The sequence below is a fragment of the Flavobacterium sp. UBA4854 genome (assembly GCF_002399805.1).
Classification (GTDB): domain Bacteria; phylum Bacteroidota; class Bacteroidia; order Flavobacteriales; family Flavobacteriaceae; genus Flavobacterium; species Flavobacterium ginsengisoli.
This window is the reverse complement of sequence record NZ_DHEI01000036.1, coordinates 1-4,915: the sequence shown is the minus strand read 5'-3', so window position 1 is coordinate 4,915 and position 4,915 is coordinate 1. Positions and strand designations below refer to the sequence as shown.

Annotated in this window: 3 protein-coding genes; all 3 read left to right on the top strand. The window is 34.4% G+C overall.

Annotation, left to right across the window (positions count from 1 at the left end; translation table 11 throughout):
• Window positions 1–1,079, top strand: a 1,079-nt coding sequence (locus B3J44_RS04770; RefSeq protein ID WP_286966113.1) for a TlpA disulfide reductase family protein, incomplete at its 5' end; no start/stop codon positions are given.
• 101 nt (window positions 1,080–1,180) lie between these two features.
• Window positions 1,181–2,311: a TlpA disulfide reductase family protein gene (locus tag B3J44_RS04765; RefSeq protein ID WP_286966112.1), complete on the top strand. Its 1,131-nt coding sequence runs from the start codon at window positions 1,181–1,183 to the stop codon at window positions 2,309–2,311.
• An 85-nt stretch (window positions 2,312–2,396) separates the two neighbouring features.
• A partial coding sequence (locus tag B3J44_RS04760; RefSeq protein ID WP_286966111.1) for a M16 family metallopeptidase occupies window positions 2,397–4,915 on the top strand: 2,519 nt, incomplete at its 3' end.

Sequence of the window (4,915 nt, the reverse complement as noted above, 5' to 3'; positions counted from 1 at the left end):
TTACAGGGTTAATCGATGGAACAGCTGTAAAATTAATACCAGGGGGAACACATACTTCTGAACTGCCAGTTGCTGAAACAACGCTTAAAGACGGTAAATTTACTTTTTCAGGAAAATTAAATGAGCCACGTTTTTTCTATGTTGTCTTTGGTAAAAACAAAGGAAATATTTCTGTAATGGTCGAAAATGCAAAAATAAAAATATCGGCAGCTGGTACGGTTTCAGATAAAGAAGGAGAGTGGATAACTTTTAAAGATGTAGTTATTACGGGCTCTAAATCACATGATTTTTATGCAAAAGAAATTGTTTATAAAGATCAGCTTGATAAAGACTATAAAGCGTATCACACCAAAGATTCAGATGAATTGAGCAAATTAATCGGTGCAGCAAGACGAGATAAAAATGTAAAAGCAGCAGACTCACTTCAAAGTCTTCCAGTTTGGAAAAAATTTGAAGCAGATGAAAAAGCTTTTTTTACAAATGTCGAAAAAACAACATTGGCTCTTATTGCAAAACATAAAGAAACTTGGTGGGGACCATTTTTTATGATGACCTCTTACAGTTATTTTACTGCAGAACAAAAGCCAATTTACGAGCAATTTTCTGATGTGGCAAAGAAAAGCTACTACGGACAGATTTTAGATAAAGATTTGAATCCGAAATCTTTAGTAGGAACAAGCATTGCCAATTTCGGATTAAAAGATAAAGATGGAAAAACATTTAATGCAAAAGATATCGTAACAGGTAAAAAGTATATTTTGGTAGATTTTTGGGCATCTTGGTGCGGTCCATGCCGAAAAGAAATTCCGAATTTAAAAACAGCTTATGCTGAATATTCAAACAAAGGATTTGAAATTTTAAGCGTTTCAATTGATAAAGACGAAAAAGCTTGGCAAAAAGCCCTTGGACAGGAAAATATGCAATGGCACAATCTTCTAGACGACGATAAAGTGAGTAAATCATTTAACGTAAAAGCAATTCCAGCAACCTATTTAGTAGACGGTAAAGGTGTAATTATTGGAGAAAATTTGAGAGGTGCAGAATTAGAAGCAAAGTTGAAAGAACTTATGAAATCTTAGATTTTAGTCGCAGTTTTCAGTCACAGTCGCAGTTTCAAACTTTGACAAAGTTGAATTACCTTGAATAAAAATTAAAAAAATAACAAACAAAAAATATCATCATGAAAAGTACAATCTTAAAATCGTCGTTTTTGGCATTGGCGCTTACGGCATTTACTTCTTGCACAAAGAAAGAAGGATATACAATAAACGGGAAAATTGACGGATTAGATAAAGGAACGGTTTATCTTGAATATGCCGACGAAAAGGGAGATAAAAAAATAATTGATTCGGCTGAGGTAAAAGAAGGTGCATTTTCTTTTGCAGGAAAAACAGGAGAACCTTTATTTCATACCATTAAAATTAAAGGACAGGAATACGGAGCTTATTTTCTTTTAGACAATGAAGATATTACGATTGAAGCCAAAAAAGATTCTGTTTTTAAAGCCAAAGTAACTGGAGCCACTCAAAACGGACTTTACAAATCATACTACGATAACGAATTCAAAAAAATACAAGCAGTTGCTGGTCCGATTTACAAATTATCTGATTCGCTGACACAAGGCGGAAAAGTAAAATTGACTCCAGAACAGCAAACGATGATGGATAAAAAATGGAAAGATCTTGGCGCTTTTGCGGATGATTTGACAGATAAATTCATCAGAAAAAATAAAGACAATTTAGGTGGAGCATTAGTAATTGAAGATCGAATTGTATCTTACGGAACTCCAGAAAAAGTAAAAGAATATTATGCAGTGTTATCTCCAGAAATTCAAAAATCATTTTACGGAAAAAAATTAAAAGCATCGATTGATCTTAACGAAAAAACAGCAGTTGGCGTTGCAGCTCCTGAATTTTCTCAAACTGATATTAACGGAAAAGTAGTAAAATTATCAGATTACAAAGGTAAATATGTTCTAGTAGATTTTTGGGCAAGCTGGTGTGGTCCATGCCGAAAAGAAAATCCTAATGTAGTTGTGGCTTACAAAACCTATCACGATAAAGGATTTGATGTTTTGGGAGTTTCTCTAGATGATAAAAAGAAACTTTGGGAAAAAGCAATCGAAAAAGACGGTTTAACTTGGACACATGTTTCTGATTTAAAAGGATGGCAAAATGAAGCAGCCGTTTTATACGGAGTAAAAATGGTTCCAACCAATTACTTAATTGGACCCGACGGAAAAATTGTTGCCAAGAATCTTAGAGAAGCTGAATTGCAATCTAAACTAAAAGAAATTTTCAGTAAATCTTAAGCTTTTTTAAAAATGCAATATCAACTTTGTCAAGTTTTAAACTTTGACAAAGTTACTTCAAGCTAAATATCTCAATCAACAAAAAATGAAAAAACACATCTTTCTGGGCTATTGCTCATTAGCTTTCTGCGCGCTTGTTTCAGCGCAAAGTAAATCGGTTAACTTTAAGAAAATAAAAGAGTTAGGCGGAATTGAAGAATATTTATATCAGCCAAACGGAATGAATGTTTTGCTTTTGCAAGACAATGCTTCGCCAGTTGCAACGGTACAAATTGTATATCGTGTTGGATCTAAACACGAAGTTTTAGGAAACACAGGATCAACGCACCTTTTAGAACATTTAATGTTTAAAGGAACTCCGACTTTCAATAAGAAGAACGGAAATACAATTACAGATGTGCTTCAAAATACAGGAGCACAGCTAAATGCTACAACTTGGTACGACCGAACCAATTATTTTGAAACATTGCCAAGTGATAAAATAGAACTGGCAATTCAAATCGAAGCCGACAGAATGCGTAATTCTTTATTATTAAAAGAAGATAAAGAAGCAGAAATGACGGTGGTTCGTAACGAATTTGAGCGTGGCGAAAATGATCCGAACAGTTTATTGGATAAAGAAATTTGGGCTTCGGCGTATATTGCACACCCATATCATCATTCTACAATTGGCTGGAAATCGGATATTGAAAAAGCTCCGATTGAAGTATTGAAAAATTTCTATAATACCTATTATTGGCCAGATAATGCGACTTTAACCATTATTGGAGATTTCAAAAAAGAGAATGTTTTTGAATTGATCGAAAAGTATTTCGGCAAAATTACAAAAGCGCCAAACGCTATGCCACAGCCTTATACAGAAGAACCTCAACAATATGGTGCACGTAAAATTATCGTTAGAAAACCTGGAGAATTAGGCGTTGTAAACAAAGCTTATAAAATTCCTGGAGCTTTGCATGAAGATCTTCCTGCGTTGAATATTTTGGCTCAGATTATTGGTGTTGGGCCATCAGCAATTTTAAACAAAACTTTTGTTGACACTCGTTTAGGAATTTATACTTATGCAAGTGCAACTAATTTTAAAGAAGTTGGACTTTTTACGATTGGTGTTGGTTTTCCAACAACTTCAAAACATGAAGATATCGATACTAAAATTAGTGAAGTCGTGGCTAAAATTCAAAAGGAAGGCGTTACTCAGGATGAAGTAAATAGAGTTGTAGCAAAAATTAGCGCGCAGACTATTTTAGCGCGCGATGGTTCTGGCGTAATTGCATCAGCATTAAACGAAGCAATCGCTTCTGGCGACTGGACAGCTTACATCACAGGAGTTGATCGATTGAAAAAAGTAACTCCAGCTGATGTTATGCGTGTGGCAAATAAATATTTGGTTGAAGATCAAAGTACAACAGGATATTTTATTCCGAAACAAGCTGGTGCTCAAAATAATGATTCGGCGAAAGCCAACAATTATATGCCAGAAAATGGTCCGTTTTATTATAGACATTCAGATGAAGGACATGTTCATGAAGAGTCTTCATCTGCTCCAGCTTTAGTGAAAAATTCAGCAGAAGAATTAATTTATGAATCAAGTTTAATCGAAAAATCGGCTTCAGCTTTTAAAAGAGAAAAAGTATCTGGAATTGATGTGGTTTCGGTAAAAACTTCGGCAAAAGATTTTGTTACGGTTGCAGCAAGTATTTCGTTAGGAAATTATGCCAGTGAAACTAAAAATGATGTTATTCCAGCGCTAACAGCTTCAATGTTATCTAAAGGAACAACGCTGAATGACAAATTTAAGTTTTCAGAAAAACTGCAAAAACTAGGAGTTTCATTAAACGTAAATGCTTCAACTTTCAAAATCAATATCGGATTTAAATGTTTGAAAAAAGACTTAGATCAAGTAATTACTCTATTGGCAGAAGAACTGAGAAATCCGTTGTTTGATGCAAAAGAATTCGAGAATCTTAAACAGCAGTTTATTGGAAATACACAGCAAGATCTGAATGATCCAGGCGAAAGAGGAAGTATTGCTTTATCTCAGGCAATTTATCCAAAAGGAAATCCAAATTACAGTTTAAGTGTAGAGGACAATATTGCGAATATCAAAAACGCGACTTTGGACGAAGTAAAAGCTTTCCACAAAAAATATTTCGGTACAGCTTCTATGCGTTTGGTAATTGTAGGCGATACCGATGGAGCAAACTTAAAAGCTTCATTGCAAAAATCATTCAAAAATTGGAATGGAGGAGTTACAGAAAAATTAAAATTTGAAGAAGCTTCAAAAGTTGCAGCAAAAACAGAAGTAGTAACTATTCCAGAAAAACCAAGTGCCGAATTATTCATTGGACAATTTACAGGTTTAAAAAGAGCCGATGCCGATTATATTCCGTTTTATATCGGAAATTATACTTTAGGTGCAGGTTTTGCAGGCCGTTTAATGCAGACAGTTCGCGATAATGACGGTTTAACATACAACATTTCTTCTGGTTTGGGCGGAAATATAGAAACTGGAGGCTACTGGTTTGTCAACGCTTCTTTCAACCCGAATTTATTTCAAAAAGGTCTAGATGCAACAATGGTTCAAGTTGATAAATGGATAAAAAA